This is a genomic window from Brenneria goodwinii (genome assembly GCF_002291445.1).
Classification (GTDB): domain Bacteria; phylum Pseudomonadota; class Gammaproteobacteria; order Enterobacterales; family Enterobacteriaceae; genus Brenneria; species Brenneria goodwinii.
Map to the genome: position 1 here is coordinate 5,190,989 of NZ_CP014137.1, position 15,586 is coordinate 5,206,574.

Genomic DNA, 15,586 nt, shown 5'->3' on the forward strand with positions numbered 1-15,586 from the left:
AGCGATTCTGTTAACTGACGGCTCGTTATTTTGAGCGGGAATTAACAATAGCAAGCTAATTATTTCATGTTTGCTGTTGCTAATTAGAGATAACATCAGAAAAAAACAGATCTTTTATTATCAATCTCTATCAAAGTATCTTGTTGCGCTAGTGTTAATAATTCTTTGGTTTTATGTAATGATTATTTTTCTACCGGCATTGATGCAGTTTAATTTGCCATGCGACAGTAGAAAGATAATGAAAATAAGGCCAGAAATATGGATTTATACCTTTATCCCGCAAGCTGCATTTTTGCCGGATTTTCTTACATATCCTGACCATTTTCTGGAGTAAACTCCTGGAAATTCATGTAACTAGAAATCTATCGGGTATATGTGTATTTCCTGAAGACGAACGGAATAACGAGTAAAATCAAAAGTGTTCTTATATTTCCGATTAAAGACGGTGGTTTTGTTACTGTTATTTGTGATGATGATCTCATGATTACATCAGGTGATAATCATGATGACCTATATTGATTAATTGTTAGCATATTTTATTTTTTGTTGCGTTTCACGTATCAATTTAAATTTTTTGTCAGAATAACCGGATAGATCACAATATGGTGTGTGGAGGGAGCATTTATGTTAAAAAAATAGCGCTTTTATTTTAGTCCGACATTTTCGATTATCTGTTTGGCGAGTATTTAAAATGAACGCCAGGCATCGTCTTATCGTCGCAGCCATGACGGGTTAATCAAGCGGGCGGTTGTCGATAATGCGGCCGTCATTCACGGTCATCGTCCGGCTGGCGATGTACCTCGCATCATCCAGGTTGTGCGACACCATCAGCAGCGTGAGTCGACGTTCGTCGCAGACCTTTTCCAACAGTTGCAGCATTTCCTGCCGCAATGCCGGATCGAGCGCGGAAAACGGTTCATCCAGCAGCAAAATAGGCTGATGGCGAACAAGGCAGCGGGCCAGCGCGGCGCGCTGCCGCTGACCGCCGGAAACCTGAGACGGCAGGCGATTGAGTAGCTCGGTTAATCCAACCTGCTCGGCAATGTTTCTCAGCGTGTCCCGCTGTTCGTCATTGAGCCGCAGACCGGGATGCAGCCCCAGAGCGATATTTTTCTCAATGGTCAGGTGAGGGAAGAGATTGTTTTCCTGAAACAGAATGGATACCGGTCGCTTGGATGGCGGGGTGAGGCGGTGATTTTCCCCATTCAGACGCAACTTACCGCTATCGGCCATCAGAAAACCGGCTATCAGATTCAGGAGCGTACTTTTCCCGGCGCCGCTGGGGCCAAGAATCGCCACGCGCTCTCCAGCGTTGACGTGCAAATCAAAACGCATGGGAAAACCTTGATAGAGGTAGGTCAGTTTATCGAGAGAGATCATCACGATCCGCCAGTTTTTCAATCAGAGTGAACAGCGTGAAGCAGAGCAGCATCAGCAACAGTGCGGTAACGGCACCGTCGACGCTGCGATAGGCTCCAATCTGCTGATAAAGGTAAAAGGGCAAGGTGCGGAACTGCTCGTTGCCGAATAGCGCGATAACGCCAAAATCGCCGATAGACAGCACGCTGGCAAACGCCAATGCCTGGGCCAACGGCTGTTTCAGCGCCTGCAGTTCAATAATTTTTAACCGCTGCCAGCCGCGTAGATCCAGCGACAGACAGAGCCGATTATAGCGTTCGGCGACATCCAGCATCGGGTTTTCCAACACTTTTAGCGCATAGGGTATCGCCATCAGCGCGTTGGTGATCACCACCAATCCATAAGGCGATTCCGGCAACCCGATGGTATTGTTCAGCAACAGGAAAAAACCGGTTGCCAGCACAATACCGGGCATGGCGAGGATCAGCATTCCGCTCAGATTCATCAACTGGCCATAGAGCGGTTGCTGGCGCAGCTTAAGTTCCCGGCTGCTCCACAGCAGCATCATCGTCAGGATGATGCAAATAGCGCCCGCCGCCAGCGCAATACGCAGCGAGGTGAACAACGTTTCCCACAGCGTGGGTTGCTGTAATACCATGAGCAGGGACGGGTTGACGCCGTCTACCACGACGGCCAGCAGCGGTGGCACGATCAGCAGTAACGCCGCACCAATCAGCAGCGTGTCGCATAGCCGGCTGAACAGGCTGTCCTGCGGGTTCCGCCACGCCAGTTGCTGCGTGCTGCCAACCGGCAGAACCCCGCCCAGCCGCTGACTCAGCAGCACCAGCCCAAGACAACAGGTCATCTGAATCAGCGCCAGCAATGCGGCGCGGGACGGATCGTAATCAAAGCTCAGCGCCTGATAAATCGCCAACTCGATGGTGGTCGCTCGCGGTCCGCCACCCAGCGATAGCACGGTGGCAAAGCTGGCGAAACAGAGCATAAAAATAAGTGCGGCCACCGGCGGGATCTGCCTACGCAGCCAGGGCCATTCGACAATGCGAAAATGCTGCCAGCCATTCATCCCCAGTTGAGCCGCCAACTGACGTTGTTCAGTGGCGATGTTTTCCAGCGATTGCAGCAGCAAGCGGGTCGCCAGCGGCAGGTTGAAAAAAATATGCGCCAGCAGAATGCCTTGCAGCCCATAGGGGGAAAAATGATACGGCAGGCCGAAGATCTCCAGCAGATGCGCCAGCCATCCCTGACGGCCATATATGCTCAGCAAGCCGAAAACCGCCACCAGAACCGGCAGCACCAGGGTCATGGCGCATAGCCGCAATAGCAGACGATGGCCGGGAAAACGTCTGCGGTAGAGCGCTCTGGCAAGGAAAATAGCCGGCGTGGTAGACAGTAAGGCAGACAAAAACGCCTGCCAGAAAGTAAAGCGGATAACATGCCACAGATAGCTGTCATGCCAGAGCATTCGCCATTGGCTTTCCGGCGCCTGTAGCCACAATGCGCTGAAAGCCAGCGCCGCCACCAAGATTAACAGCGAGGCGGCCAGCAATCCCGGCCACAGACTTCCGCTACTCAACGACTGACGGCTTGTTGCCATGCCTGAATCCAGTTATTCCGCTGTTCTGCAACCTGTTGCGCGCTGTATTGCAAGGCTTTCTCCGGGACGGCGAGATGGGCGAATCCGGCCGGCAGATCGGTTTTGATTGCCGGATACATCCAGTTTTTGGTTGGGATCGCCTGCTGGAATGCGGGCGTCAGGATGAACTGCAGAAAGCGTTTTGCCAGCGCCGGATTTTTACTGGCGGCAAGCTGTCCGGCGACTTCAATTTGCAGATAATGTCCTTCGCTAAAGTTCGCCGCGGCGTAGTTATCGTTCTTCTCTTCAATGATGTGGTATGCCGGGGAGGTGGTATAGCTGAGCACCAGATCGGCTTCACCCTTTAGGAATAACCCATAGGCTTCGCTCCAGCCTTTGGTGACGGTAACCGTTTTCTTAGCCAGTTTTTGCCATGCCTGCGGGGCTTGATCGCCATATACTTTCTGCATCCATAGCAGCAGTCCTAATCCAGGCGTACTGGTGCGCGGATCCTGATAAATGACTTTCCACGGCTCCGTGCTGTCGATCAGCTCATGCAGGCTTTGGGGCGGATTCTTCAGGCGGTTTTTGTCATAGACAAACGCGAAGTAGCCATAGTCATAGGGAACAAAGGTCGTATTGTCCCAGCCGCCGGGGATATCAACGACAGCCTTGGTATCCAGGCCGTGTTTGGCGAATAGCCCGGTCTGTTCCGCCGCCTGCAACAGGTTGTTGTCCAACCCCAGAATGATATCCGCTTTACTGTTCTTCCCTTCCATACGCAGGCGGTTCAGCAGCGAGACCCCGTCTTCCAGCGCGACGAAATTCAGCTCGCAGTCGCACTCTTTTTCGAAGGCCGTTTTAATGACCGGCCCTGGCCCCCATTCGGAAGCGAAAGAATCATAGGTGTAAACCGTAAGCGCCGGTTTAGCGAAAGAGGAGGCCGACGCCAGCAACAGGCAGGGAAGGATTTTTTTCAATATTGACGTTGAACGTTTTAACAACGGTTGTTTGAGTAATGTGATATTTAACACTTTGCACTCCTGTCATCATAGGGTGGCAAAGGTCTTTGAGTCTCAGCGATGAGCACTCTCAAATCCCTTCGCCGGTATTAACCGGATCAGGTTCGACGGGTATTTTCTCAGCGCAAGACGTGTCGCATAGGCATTACACGTCTTCCGCACCCCGTTGAGAACGCTCTATTGTAAAGACTTATGGGTGACGGCGAAAGCGAGACGCTTAGTTTTCCGGCTGCGCGAACCAGGCGGACTTAAAGTCAAACCATCCCAGGGTATTCATGCGGATGCCCCGCATGCTGCGTTGCCCCTGAAGTTGCAGCCAGTTGTGGAACAGTGGATGTAACTGACAACTGGCAATAAGTTTTTCACTCCATTCCGCTATTGGCAACGCCTTGCCGCGCCACAGGCCGGCGTCCTCGTGCAGATCTTCATTAAGGCAATGCTGTATCAGCGGCTGCTCGTAAAACAGGGCGAACAGCGAGAACTCCAGCGGCAAGTAGCAGTTGTTGCTGCATAGCCAGATATCGCTTTCCGCTTCGCCGCGATACCACTCTTCGTAACCGATTGTCTGTAAGTCGAGTTGCACGCCATGTTCTTGCAGCACTTTTTCCATGATGCCGCTGATAACCCTATATTCAGGATGTTCCCGGTAGATTGTCAGGGTGATCCGTTGCAGATCTTTGGGTTTTCCCTGTGGCTCGATACGTTCCTGGTGATGCCAGCGGGGGAGCAGACCATAGGCTGGCGACCAGTCCCGCTGGTGCGAAATATCCGCATAACGCAGCAGGGCGATCGGATTGAATATCTGGCACAGCCAGCGGCGCACTTCCAGTTGGCTCGCCTGCGCCGAACGAGCATCAAACAGCAGGAAATAACAGCCTTCTTCCATGCGGCTTTCCAACTGGTTATGCGACGAATCATCCGATTCCAGATGCGGGGAGTAGGGATGCATCTCTGTCGCGTCGGGAATCACCCAGATGTTGACCTCGTCAATCAGCGCCCGATAGCCGAAGTAGTCATCGAATGCTTTGATTTTAAGTTGATTGTCGTTGTTGCGCGTTACCGCGTAAGGACCGGTTCCGATAGGGTGTCTGGCGAAATCCGGCAGGGTTCGCCACTCTTCCGGCAGAATCATCGCCGAAACGCTGCCAAGCAGCCACGGCAACCAGTCGTCGGGGCTGGTCAGCCGGACATCAATCACAAACGGCATGGGGGAGGTCACCTTCTCAATATGTGAAAACAGCGGGGACGCGGCAAGCCGGGTGAGCGAGGTAATGACATCCGCCATGGTCAGTTCCCGTCCGTGGTGAAAACGAATGGAAGGGCGCAGATAAAACCGCCAGTGCAGCGGCGACAACATTTGCCAGTGATGGGCTAAGTCGGGTTTTAGTTCCCCATTTTCCTCATTTATGTTGGTCAGCCCGCTGAATATCTGGCGGGCAATATGCATTTCCGAACGGCGCAGCGCCGATCCCGGCAACAGATTGCGCAGCGGACGATAATAAAGAATGCGCAGAATATGTTTACCCTGGCGAAAGCTGCGGCCAAGGTGCGAAAGCAGCATCTGCCGCACGGTTTGTTTATCGCCGACCAGTTGTACCAACTGATCGATGCGATCCTGCTCCAACAGGTCTTCGGCCCGCTGTTGCTGCAATGCCAGTCCGGTGTAGATAAAGGTCAACTGCGAACGTTTACTCCGCCCGGCTTCCGCCTGCCAGATAAGCCATCCCTGTTTTTGCATGGCGCCGAGCAGTGAACGGATATGGCGGCGAGAACAGCTTAATACCCCGGCCAGCTCTTGCAGCGTCGTGTCGGTGGTTTGCCCTTGATAGCGTTGCCACAGGCGAATGAACTGTTGTTGCAAACGAGATGAAGGCATAAAAGAGGAACTCCCCGCACTAAAGTCATCAATTTATCTTTCCCTATATTACGTCGATACTTTCATGCAATGAAAGCGGGGAGGTGGATTATGAAAGTTTCATCACTGTATCGGTTCTATCAAGCCTATCTTGCTGCGGGTCAATCTAAATGGTTGAGCGGGATATCGGTTCAACAGCGGGTGGAATTATTGCAGCAGGCGACGCAGTGGCAGATAGAAAACATGTCGGAAGAAGAGTACCGCCACTGGTTATAACCGTAAGTTTCGGGTAGAGAAACATTCTGAGTAATGGTGCGATTTCACCAGCCAGCGAACCTTCTGCTGGCTTTTTTTTTGCACCACGCTTTGCCCTCTCAGGTTATTAATGCTGTTCGTTTAAAGATCGAGATACCCGGGGCGACCACGACGAGAGGCGTCCCTGCGGGAACCTCATCGCCGTGTTTCCCCTAATATCAGGCTTAAGTGAACGGCATTACTGTCAGATTATGGCCTTTCTAACTACCGCCGATACCCATTCCGACACCGCCACGGTCAGCAGAATCACCAAAAAGATGACGGTGATTTGCGGCCAGGCCAGCATATTGAGCGACGATTGAAGGTTAAGACCGAGGCCGCCGGCCCCCACCAGGCCAAGAATGGCGGACTCGCGGATGTTGATGTCCCAGCGGAATACGGTAATGCCAAGCAGGCTGGGCAGGATCTGCGGAACAATCGCATAGTCAATGATCTGAAGCCGGCTGGCGCCCGTCGCCATAACGGCTTCAACCTGCGTTTCATCTATCTCTTCGATCGCTTCATACAACAGTTTTCCAATAAAACCAATGGATCGCAGCGCGATGGCGATAGTGCCGGCCATCATGCCGGGGCCAAGGATCGAAACCAGCAGCAGCGCCCAGATCAATGAGTTGATCGAGCGAGATGAGACGATGATCAATAGCGCGATCGAGCGGATAAACGCCGCCGGCGTGGTGTTGCGCGCCGCCAGAAACGCGATGGGCACGGCGATAAGCGTGCCGCCCAACGTGCCGAGCGTCGCCATATTCAGCGTATCCCACAGCGGAATAAGCAACTGTGGCAAATAGGACCAGCGCGGCGGGAACGCGCGCGCCAGAATATCTTCCCCCTGTACCGGCGCATCGTAGACGAATGACCAAATCGTATCTTTGGTCATTAACTGCCAGCAAAAGAGGAAGAAGGCGACAAGAACCAGCCAACCCGCCCATTGCAGCAGCTCCGCGCCGGTTGTCTGATGACGCCATTCGGGGGACGATGTTTTCGTCTTGAAGTCTGACATTATTGGATCCGTTTGCGGATAAGACTGGAAAAGTATTCCGCCGCCATGACGATGGCGATGATGATGATCAGGATGGCGCTGGCGCTGTCATATTCGTAGCGGTCGATTGCCGTATTCAGCGTGGCGCCGATGCCCCCGGCGCCGACAATGCCGATGACGGCGGATTCGCGGAAATTGATATCAAAGCGATAGAGTGAAAGCCCGATCAGCCGCGGCATCACCTGCGGCTGTACCGCATAGTTCAGCAGTTGCGGCCAGGATGCGCCGGTCGATCGGATCGCTTCGATCTGCGCGGCGTCGGTCTCTTCAATATCCTCCGCCAGCAGTTTGGCGATAAAACCGATCGTGGCGAAGGCCAGCGTCAGGAATCCGGCGAACGGGCCGAAACCAAACATGGCCACCAGCAGGATGGCGATGATGATTTCCTGAAAGGCGCGTGAAACGGCGATAATGCTGCGGCAAATCATGTAAATTGGCATCGGCGTCAGGTTGCGTGCGGCGCCGACTCCAATCGGAATCGAGAGCAGAATACCGACAATCGTCGCGCATACCGTCATGGTCAGGCTTTCCTGAAGGCCGGGAAGAATATCGCGCCAGCGTGAAACGAAATCCGGTTGCAGGAACCCCTGCAGGAAGCGCCAGCCGCGGTCAAGACCTTCCCAGGCCCGCCGCCAGTTTACTTCCATCGAGGAAAGCGCGGCCAACAGGTAGAGCGCGCATCCGCCATAGGCGAGCCAACGCACGGCCCTGCTACGAATAAAACGCGGCGGCCGCCGCCAGGTAGTGGGGTGAGTTGTGGTAGTCATTACAGGCTCTCGACCATTTTCCCGGCGGGAAGATCCATGTGGGCCAAGGGAGCCTCGGCTGCGTCATCCTTTGCCTGTTGGCGCATCGCCGCCCAGTCTTCTTCACCGTAAATGTGCGTCAGCGCGCTGTTGTCCAATCGATCGGGCGAGCCGTCAAAGACAATCTCTCCGGCGCGCAGGCCGATGATCCGTTCGACAAAATTCTGCGCAAGAACCACATCATGAATATTGATGATGGCCGGCAGGCCGCGTTCCCGGCAAATCTCGCTAATCAGCCGCATAATCTGCCGTGAGGTTTTAGGGTCGAGCGAGGCCGTCGGTTCATCGATCAGCAGCAGTTCAGGATCCTGCGCCAATGCGCGGGCGATGCCGACACGCTGGCGCTGACCGCCTGACAGGGCGTCGGCGCGTTTGTTGACATGTTCGGACAGCCCCACCCGTTCCAGCAGCGCAAACGCATTCGCCACATCCTGCGGCGGATAACGGCGGAAAAAACTGCGCCAGAAGGGAACATAGCCTAAACGGCCGGATAATACGTTCTCCATCACGGTAAGCCGTTCGACTAACGCATATTCCTGAAAAATCATGCCGATACGCCGACGCAAAATCCGCAGACGGGTACGCGAAATACCGGTAATCTCTTCATTTTTCAGGAAAATACGGCCTTCACTGGGTTCGATCAACCGGTTGATACAGCGGATCAGCGTCGATTTACCCGCGCCCGAGGGGCCAATCAGTCCGATAACCTGTCCGGCAGGCACCTCCAGGCTGACGTTTTTCAGCGCCTTGTCGCCGACACGGTAAGTTTTACTCAGGTTAGCGATGCGCAGCATCATGACCTCCGATACAGGTGGTGAGGGATGGCATAGGCCAGCCCATCTTCATGTAGGGTCATTTGCATGTATAGACGACGCCGTTGGCTTCATCTATCTGACGAATTACCTGCCAGGTATCCTTGAAGGTGATGGGGATGAACGCTTCCTGCGGCGGCTCGGAGTGCTTGAACTCTTCAAGCAGTTTCGATCCTTCCCATTGGTAAGTGAAAAACGCTTTCTTGATCTTTTCCTGTAATTCCGGCGTCAGGTTATGCGCCATACCGTAACCGGTGGTCGGGAAAGTCTGGGATTTGTAGATCGACTTAACCTGATCGGCTTTCACCACGTCGCGCGCGATCATGCGGTTCAACACGGAGTTGGCGACGGCGGCGGCGGGGTAGTCGTGGTTGGCGACGCCCAGGATCGAGTTGTCGTGCTTGCCGGAGAATACCGGTTCAAAATCTTTGCCCGGCACCATGTTATATTCGGCTTTAAGGATGGCGGAGGGCGCTTTATATCCTGAGTTTGAGGTTTCGGACGTGAAGGCCAGCTGTTTTCCTTTGATGTCCTCAACCTTTTCGATGCCGGAACCCGGCCAGGTGATGATCTCCATTTCGTAGCCGAAAGCGCCTTGTTTGGAAGCCATCATCGCAAAGGGGTGGAAACCGGCGCAGGCGACGGCGATAGGGTTGCCGCCGGTATTGAATCCGGCCACATGCAGGCGGCCTGCCCGCATCGCCTCGATCTGCGCGGCATTGGATTGTACCGGGAAGAACTGAACCTTTTTCCCAGTCACTTCCGCCATATGTTCGAGGAAACCCTGCCAGATATCAGCGTAAACCGCCGGATCTTCAACCGGGGTGTAGGCGAAAATCAACGTATCGGGATCGACCTGCAGTTTCTTATCCGTTGGAGTATCGGCGACCATATCGCCATCCGCGTCGGTATAACGGCTATCCAGTTTGAATTCCGCCTGGGCGGGAAGGGCAAGAGTGACTATAGACAGTGACAGCGCCAATGCCGCATAACGCATTTTCATGACGTTCTCCATGTAGCCAGAAGGTAAATAAATTAAGTAGTAATAAGTTGAAACTATCGATGTTGGGTAAATTTAATCAGGGTGATTATTCGGCAGATTTAATACGACTCTGTGATCGTTCAGAGACAGTTCTATGACAGAGGGGCAGGGTTGAAAAGGGAACCTAACCGTTGGAAAGGATACATAGAGCCATAACTCTATGGCGTAGGGAGAAATTATGGGACTGTGCGTATCGAAATCTTCCGCATCCGATTTTATGTCCGCTGGCGTTGGCGACGCGGCGGGAAGTTCTGGCGTTTCCGGCAATGGTAAATCGTGGTCTGACATGGTATCGAATATCAGAAATCCGGATGACGACAGCAGGGTAGCGGCGTTGATCAATATGATAGGAATGATCTATGACGCATCAAAAACGCTTCGGGAGCGAATGAATATTATCGATCGCGAGGGCGGGGTCGCCCTGCGCATTGTGCCTGACGGCGACATCCAGCATAGTTTTGGACATGCGGAGACGCTCATTCCACAGCGGGAAGCGGTAATTGCGCAATCCACGGCGCAAAATGTGAAAGGCGGTCATTTTCGTCCTCTGAGCATCATGCTGGTTGAGCTGACGAACATGAGCCGCGCCAATGACTTCCAACGGGTTATGACAAAATTCGATCAGGGCTATTGCGGTGTGGAAAGGGCTGCGCATGATTTAGAGCAGGTTGAGTATCAAACCACGCTGAATATGGGCCAATATTACAAAGAGGCGAGATCGGTTATTCAGCACCTGGATTATGGCACGCCCTCTTTATGGTATTTGCAGGCAAACGGAGACGCATACTATCCCACCTTTGAGCATTACTTCAGGAACATGTGCGATAGCGGGCATACTGATGCTTACAGAAACAATTTGCAGAGAACAATGAATGAGCACTCTGCGTAAGGCGGGGTTTCCCCGGTCTTGGTCAGCCCTTCTTGCCGGAGGTATTCAGTGCGGGTTATCGGACAAGCAATCATTCCGCTCGCCGTCGATTCGGCGTGGCGGGCGGAATGATTGCCAGATGAAGATCAGTGGAGGAAAGACGGCTGTTTCAGCTCGTAATCGGCAATGGCCGCTTCGTGCTGCAATGTCAGGCCGATGTTGTCCAGACCGTTGAGCATGCAGTGACGGCGGAAGCTGTCAATTTCAAACGGATAGCTTTTGCCGCCGGCCAATACGGTCTGGTTTTCCAAATCGACGGTGAAAGTAACGCCTTCTTCACTCTCGACCAGTTTGAACAGCGTATCGACATCCGCTTCGCTCAATCGTACCGGCAGCAGCTGGTTATTGAGCGCATTACCGTAAAAGATATCGGCAAAGCTCGGTGCAATCACAGCCTGAATACCGTAATCGGTCAGCGCCCAGGGAGCGTGTTCGCGTGAAGAGCCGCAGCCGAAGTTTTCCCGCGCCAGCAGGATGCTGGCGCCTTTATAGCGCGGTTTGTTCAGCACAAAATCAGGGTTAGGCTGCTGGCCTGATTCATCCAGAAAACGCCAATCGTTGAACAGGTGCTGGCCGAAACCGGTACGCGTCACCTTTTGCAGAAACTGCTTGGGAATGATTGCGTCGGTATCAACGTTAGCGGCATCCAGAGGAACCACCAGACCAGTATGTTGAGTAAATTTAGTCATGTCGGCTTCTCTCTTAATTCAACTCGCGGATATCGGCAAAACGGCCGGTGACGGCGGCGGCGGCGGCCATCGCCGGGCTCACCAGATGCGTGCGTCCCGCGCGGCCCTGACGGCCTTCAAAGTTACGGTTGCTGGTGGAAGCACAGCGTTCGCCGGGGTTCAGGCGGTCGTTATTCATCGCCAGACACATAGAGCAACCGGGTAAACGCCATTCGAAGCCGGCTTCGATAAACACTTTATCCAGCCCTTCCAGTTCGGCCATGGTTTTTACCGGGCCGGAGCCTGGCACCACGATGGCCTGCACGCCGTCGGCGACTTTACGCCCCTTGGCGATCTCCGCCGCCGCACGCAAATCTTCGATACGCGAGTTGGTGCAGGAGCCGATGAACACTTTATCGATCGCCACCTCGGTCAGTTTGATGCCGGGCTGCAAATCCATATACGCCAGCGCCTTGGCGGCGGAAGCGCGTTCCACCGGATCGCTGAAGGATTCGGGCGCAGGGATCGTCTCATTGACGGCAATCACCTGACCGGGGTTGGTGCCCCAGGTGACCTGCGGCGCAATCTGGGCGGCATTCAGCGTAACGACGGTATCGAAACTGGCGTCGGCATCGGATTCCAGCGTGCTCCAGTAAGCCACCGCGGCATCCCAGTCGGCGCCTTTGGGCGCGAACTGACGCCCTTTCAGATAGTCGAATGTCGTTTCGTCGGGCGCGACCAGGCCCGCCTTGGCGCCCATTTCAATCGCCATGTTGCACAGCGTCATGCGGCCTTCCATGCTCAGAGCCTGAATGGCCTTGCCGCAGAATTCAACCACATGGCCGGTACCGCCTGCGCTACCGGTTTTACCGATAATCGCCAGTACGATGTCTTTGGCGGTAATTCCCGGCGCGGCATCGCCGATAACTTCAATCTTCATGGTTTTAGCGCGCCCTTGTTTCAGGGTCTGCGTCGCCATCACATGCTCCACTTCAGACGTGCCGATACCAAAAGCCAGAGAGCCGAAGGCGCCGTGCGTGGCGGTGTGGGAGTCGCCGCAGACGATGGTCATCCCCGGCAGCGTCATCCCCTGCTCAGGACCGATGACGTGGACGATCCCCTGGTACGGGTGATTCAGGTCATACAGCTGCACGCCGAATTCAGCGCAGTTTTTTATCAGTTCCTGCATCTGAATACGGGCCATTTCACCACAGGCGTTGATGTCTTTGGTCTGGGTGGAAACGTTGTGGTCCATGGTGGCGAAGGTTTTACCCGGCTGACGCAGTTTACGTCCTTTGGCGCGCAGGCCGTCAAAGGCCTGCGGCGAGGTCACTTCGTGTACCAGGTGACGGTCAATATACAGCAGGGGCGTTTCATTCGGCGCTTCGTAGACGACATGCGCATCGAACAATTTTTGATATAACGTCTTACTCATCATCATGCCCCTTGTGCAACAAACCGGGCGATGATATCGCCCATTTCATCCGTACCGACCGCATTGCCTTCGCTGGCCAGATCCGACGTGCGATAGCCTTCGGCCAGCGCCGTGTTAACCGCTTTTTCGATAGCGGCGGCGGCATCATCAGCCCCCAGGCTGTAGCGTAACAGCAGCGCCAGAGACAAAATCTGCGCAATGGGGTTGGCGATATTTTTACCTGCGATATCCGGTGCGGAACCCCCTGCCGGTTCGTACAGACCAAAACCCTGTTCGTTCAGGCTGGCGGACGGCAACATGCCCATCGAACCGGTGATCATGGCGCATTCGTCGGACAGAATGTCGCCGAACAGGTTGGAGCACAGCACCACATCGAACTGCGAGGGGTCTTTGATCAACTGCATGGTGGCGTTGTCGATATACATATGCGACAGCTTCACGTCAGGGTAGCTTTTCGCAATTTCATTGACGATTTCACGCCACAGGATGGAGCTTTGCAGGACGTTGGCTTTATCAATAGAGGTTACGATACTGCGGCGTTTCCGGGCTGATTCGAAAGCGATATGAGCGATACGCTCAATCTCGAAGCGGTGATAAACCTCGGTATCGAATGCGCGTTCGTACTGACCGCTGCCTTCGCGGCCCTTCGGCTGACCGAAGTAGATGCCGCCCGTCAGTTCACGCACGCACAGAATATCAAAGCCCTTGGCGGCAATATCGCCGCGCAGCGGACAGAAGGCTTCCAGCCCTTGATACAGGCGCGCCGGACGCAAGTTGCTGAACAGGCGGAAATGCTTACGCAACGGCAGCAATGCGCCACGCTCAGGCTGTTCGTTCGGGGGCAGATGCTCCCACTTCGGACCGCCGACTGAACCGAACAGGATCGCATCGGCCTGCTCGCAGCCGGCAATGGTTGCCTGCGGCAGCGGCATACCCTGACGGTCAATGGCAATGCCGCCCACGTCGTATTCGCTGGTGGTAATCCGCATGTCGAAACGTTGACGTACCGCTTCCAATACTTTGTGGGCCTGTACCATTACTTCCGGGCCAATACCGTCTCCGGGTAAGACGGCAATATGGTAACTTTTTGTCATCACACTGTTTCCTGACTATTTTGTTGTTTGCTGTTGTGCTGCTGCAGACGTTGAATTTCTTTTTCTACCTGCTGAGCGCGTTTGATATTGTTCAGGACGTTCACCATCGCCTGAGCAGAAGATTCGACAATATCCGTTGCCAGGCCGACGCCATGGAAACGGCGGCCCTGATAATCCGTGACGATATCCACCTGACCTAACGCATCTCTGCCTTGTCCTTTGGCGGTCAGTTGATATTTAACCAGTGAAATCTGGTATCCGGTGATACGGTTAATCGCCTGATAGACGGCGTCGACCGGGCCGTTGCCGGTAGCGGCTTCGGACTGCGTTTCATCGCCGCACACCAGTTTGACCGAGGCGGTCGCCATCACGCTGGAACCGGATTGTACGCTGAAATAGTCCAGACGATAGAATTCCGCGTCTTCTTGCTTATTGTTGATGAACGCCAACGCTTCCAGATCATAATCGAAAACCTGGCCTTTTTTGTCAGCCAGTTTCAGGAATTCGGCGTACAGATTATCCAGGTTGTAGTCGCTATCTTTATAACCCATCTCTTCCATGCGGTGTTTCACGGCGGCGCGGCCGGAACGCGAGGTCAGGTTCAACTGTACTTCTTTCAGACCGATGGATTCCGGCGTCATGATTTCGTAGTTTTCGCGGTTTTTCAGCACGCCGTCCTGATGGATGCCGGACGAGTGGGCAAACGCGTTTGCACCGACGACCGCCTTGTTGGCCGGAATCGGCATGTTGCAAATCTGGCTGACCAGCTGGCTGGTACGATAGATTTCCTGATGATTGATATCGGTATGCACATGCAGGATGTCATGACGGGTTTTTATCGCCATGATCACCTCTTCCAGCGCGCAGTTGCCGGCGCGTTCGCCGATGCCGTTCAGCGTGCCCTCCACCTGGCGGGCCCCGGCGTGAACCGCCGCCATCGCATTGCCGACCGCCAGCCCCAAATCGTCGTGGGTGTGAACCGAAATGATGGCCTTATCGATATTGGGTACGCGCTCGTACAGAGAAGCGATGATATTGCCGAATTCATGGGGCATGGTATAGCCGACGGTATCCGGAATGTTGATCGTGCGGGCGCCGGCCTCGATCGCCGCCTCCACGACCCGGCTCAGATCCGCAATTGGCGTACGGCCTGCGTCTTCGCAGGAAAACTCGACGTCGTCGGTGTAGTTGCGTGCGTGCTTGATCATATAGATGGCGCGTTCGATAACGTCATCCAGCGTACTGCGCAGTTTGGTGGCGATATGCATCGGCGAGGTGGCGATAAAGGTATGGATGCGGAATGCATCCGCCACGCGCAGCGCCTCGGCGGCAACATCAATATCCTTTTCTACACAGCGGGTCAGCCCGCAGACCCGGCTATTTTTGACGTTGCGGGCGATAGTCTGTACGGATTCGAAGTCGCCGGGGGAGGAAACCGGGAAGCCAACTTCCATTACGTCAACGCCCATTCTTTCCAGCGCCAGTGCAATCTGGAGTTTCTCTTTCACACTCAGACTGGCCTGCAGAGCCTGTTCTCCGTCACGTAATGTGGTATCAAAAATAATCACTTGTTGGCTCATCGGTTTGATTCCTTATCGTATTTACTTGGCGCCCGGC

Annotated in this window: 14 protein-coding genes and 1 riboswitch; of the genes, 2 read left to right on the forward strand and 12 right to left on the reverse strand. The window is 54.2% G+C overall.

What is annotated here, in order from left to right; translation table 11 throughout:
• Nucleotides 1-732: 732 nt before the first annotated feature.
• The 4 genes from thiQ to sgrR form a co-directional block, all read right to left on the reverse strand.
• Nucleotides 733-1,380, reverse strand: a complete 648-nt coding sequence (gene thiQ, locus ACN28R_RS23040) for a thiamine ABC transporter ATP-binding protein ThiQ (protein WP_095835594.1) — start codon at nt 1,378-1,380, stop codon at nt 733-735.
• On the reverse strand, nt 1,364-2,974 hold the full coding sequence (gene thiP / locus ACN28R_RS23045; protein ID WP_048637468.1) for a thiamine/thiamine pyrophosphate ABC transporter permease ThiP: 1,611 nt from the start codon (nt 2,972-2,974) through the stop codon (nt 1,364-1,366). Before thiP ends, thiQ begins: the two co-directional genes overlap by 17 nt.
• Nucleotides 2,950-3,936, reverse strand: coding sequence for a thiamine ABC transporter substrate binding subunit (thiB, locus tag ACN28R_RS23050; protein ID WP_095835884.1), 987 nt, complete (start codon nt 3,934-3,936; stop codon nt 2,950-2,952). Before thiB ends, thiP begins: the two co-directional genes overlap by 25 nt.
• Before the next feature lie 96 nt (nt 3,937-4,032).
• Nucleotides 4,033-4,151: riboswitch (TPP riboswitch) on the reverse strand.
• A gap of 41 nt (nt 4,152-4,192) precedes the next feature.
• Nucleotides 4,193-5,851, reverse strand: a complete 1,659-nt coding sequence (gene sgrR / locus ACN28R_RS23055) for an HTH-type transcriptional regulator SgrR (RefSeq protein WP_095835595.1) — start codon at nt 5,849-5,851, stop codon at nt 4,193-4,195.
• A 90-nt stretch (nt 5,852-5,941) separates the two neighbouring features.
• Here sgrR and sgrT point away from each other — a divergent pair, with 90 nt between their 5' ends.
• Nucleotides 5,942-6,106 carry a glucose uptake inhibitor SgrT gene (gene sgrT / locus ACN28R_RS23060; protein ID WP_048637470.1) on the forward strand — a complete coding sequence of 55 codons (165 nt, stop codon included), beginning with the start codon at nt 5,942-5,944 and terminating at the stop codon, nt 6,104-6,106.
• Between the two features lie 223 nt (nt 6,107-6,329).
• On the opposite strand, the gene phnE (ACN28R_RS23065) is transcribed toward sgrT, so the two are convergent.
• The 4 genes from phnE (ACN28R_RS23065) to phnD are packed head-to-tail and all read right to left on the reverse strand — an operon-like array spanning nt 6,330 to nt 9,805.
• Nucleotides 6,330-7,145 (reverse strand): phosphonate ABC transporter, permease protein PhnE, encoded by an 816-nt coding sequence (phnE, locus tag ACN28R_RS23065; RefSeq protein ID WP_048637471.1) that lies wholly within the window; start codon nt 7,143-7,145, stop codon nt 6,330-6,332.
• Nucleotides 7,145-7,951 carry a phosphonate ABC transporter, permease protein PhnE gene (gene phnE / locus ACN28R_RS23070; RefSeq protein WP_095835596.1) on the reverse strand — a complete coding sequence of 269 codons (807 nt, stop codon included), beginning with the start codon at nt 7,949-7,951 and terminating at the stop codon, nt 7,145-7,147. Before phnE (ACN28R_RS23070) ends, phnE (ACN28R_RS23065) begins: the two co-directional genes overlap by 1 nt.
• Nucleotides 7,951-8,784, reverse strand: coding sequence for a phosphonate ABC transporter ATP-binding protein (gene phnC / locus ACN28R_RS23075; RefSeq protein ID WP_048637473.1), 834 nt, complete (start codon nt 8,782-8,784; stop codon nt 7,951-7,953). The genes phnE (ACN28R_RS23070) and phnC overlap by 1 nt, the downstream gene beginning before the upstream one ends.
• 58 nt (nt 8,785-8,842) lie before the next feature.
• Entirely contained in the window at nt 8,843-9,805 is a 963-nt protein-coding gene (phnD, locus tag ACN28R_RS23080) for a phosphate/phosphite/phosphonate ABC transporter substrate-binding protein (RefSeq protein ID WP_048637474.1), read from the reverse strand.
• 217 nt (nt 9,806-10,022) lie between these two features.
• Between phnD and ACN28R_RS23085 the strand changes: the two genes are divergently transcribed.
• Nucleotides 10,023-10,733: a type III effector HopF2 gene (locus ACN28R_RS23085; RefSeq protein WP_095835597.1), complete on the forward strand. Its 711-nt coding sequence runs from the start codon at nt 10,023-10,025 to the stop codon at nt 10,731-10,733.
• 125 nt (nt 10,734-10,858) lie between these two features.
• Here the strand turns inward: ACN28R_RS23085 and leuD are convergent, their stop codons facing one another.
• From leuD to leuA, 4 genes are read right to left on the reverse strand one after another with little or no spacing between them, the layout of a single operon-like run.
• Nucleotides 10,859-11,461, reverse strand: a complete 603-nt coding sequence (gene leuD / locus ACN28R_RS23090) for a 3-isopropylmalate dehydratase small subunit (protein WP_048637476.1) — start codon at nt 11,459-11,461, stop codon at nt 10,859-10,861.
• A gap of 13 nt (nt 11,462-11,474) precedes the next feature.
• Entirely contained in the window at nt 11,475-12,875 is a 1,401-nt protein-coding gene (gene leuC, locus ACN28R_RS23095) for a 3-isopropylmalate dehydratase large subunit (RefSeq protein ID WP_095835598.1), read from the reverse strand.
• Nucleotides 12,876-12,877: 2 nt separating this feature from the next.
• A complete protein-coding gene (gene leuB / locus ACN28R_RS23100; RefSeq protein ID WP_095835599.1) occupies nt 12,878-13,969 on the reverse strand; it encodes a 3-isopropylmalate dehydrogenase in 1,092 nt (363 codons plus the stop codon).
• On the reverse strand, nt 13,969-15,549 hold the full coding sequence (gene leuA / locus ACN28R_RS23105; RefSeq protein WP_095835600.1) for a 2-isopropylmalate synthase: 1,581 nt from the start codon (nt 15,547-15,549) through the stop codon (nt 13,969-13,971). The genes leuB and leuA overlap by 1 nt, the downstream gene beginning before the upstream one ends.
• Between the last annotated feature and the right edge of the window lie 37 nt (nt 15,550-15,586).